This window comes from Caballeronia sp. J97, assembly GCF_905220305.1.
Taxonomy (GTDB): domain Bacteria; phylum Pseudomonadota; class Gammaproteobacteria; order Burkholderiales; family Burkholderiaceae; genus Caballeronia.
In genome coordinates, this window is the sequence record NZ_CAJMZL010000105.1 from 1 (window position 1) to 334 (window position 334).

1 pseudogene is annotated in these 334 nt (G+C 61.4%); it reads left to right on the forward strand.

Annotated features, from left to right (window positions below):
• Positions 1 to 334: pseudogene (locus U4Y90_RS36020) on the forward strand (electron transfer flavoprotein subunit beta/FixA family protein); the annotation flags it as partial.

Consider the following 334-nt stretch of genomic DNA (forward strand, 5'->3'; position numbering starts at 1 on the left):
TGGGGTGACGCAGTGTCAGGAGACGTTGCGCACGGCGTTGGCTATCGGTGCGGATCGTGCGGTGTTGGTGGAAACGTCGGAGGAGTTGCAGCCTTTGGCGGTGGCGAAGCTGTTGAAGGCACTGGTCGATCAGGAGAAGCCTGAGTTGGTCATTCTCGGCAAGCAGGCGATCGATGACGATTCGAACCAGACCGGTCAAATGCTCGCTGCACTCGCGGGCCTGCCGCAAGCGACGTTCGCATCGAAGGTCGTGATCGCCGATGGCAAAGCGACCGTATCGCGTGAAGTCGACGGCGGCGCTGAAACGCTGTCGCTGAAGCTTCCGGCAGTCGTG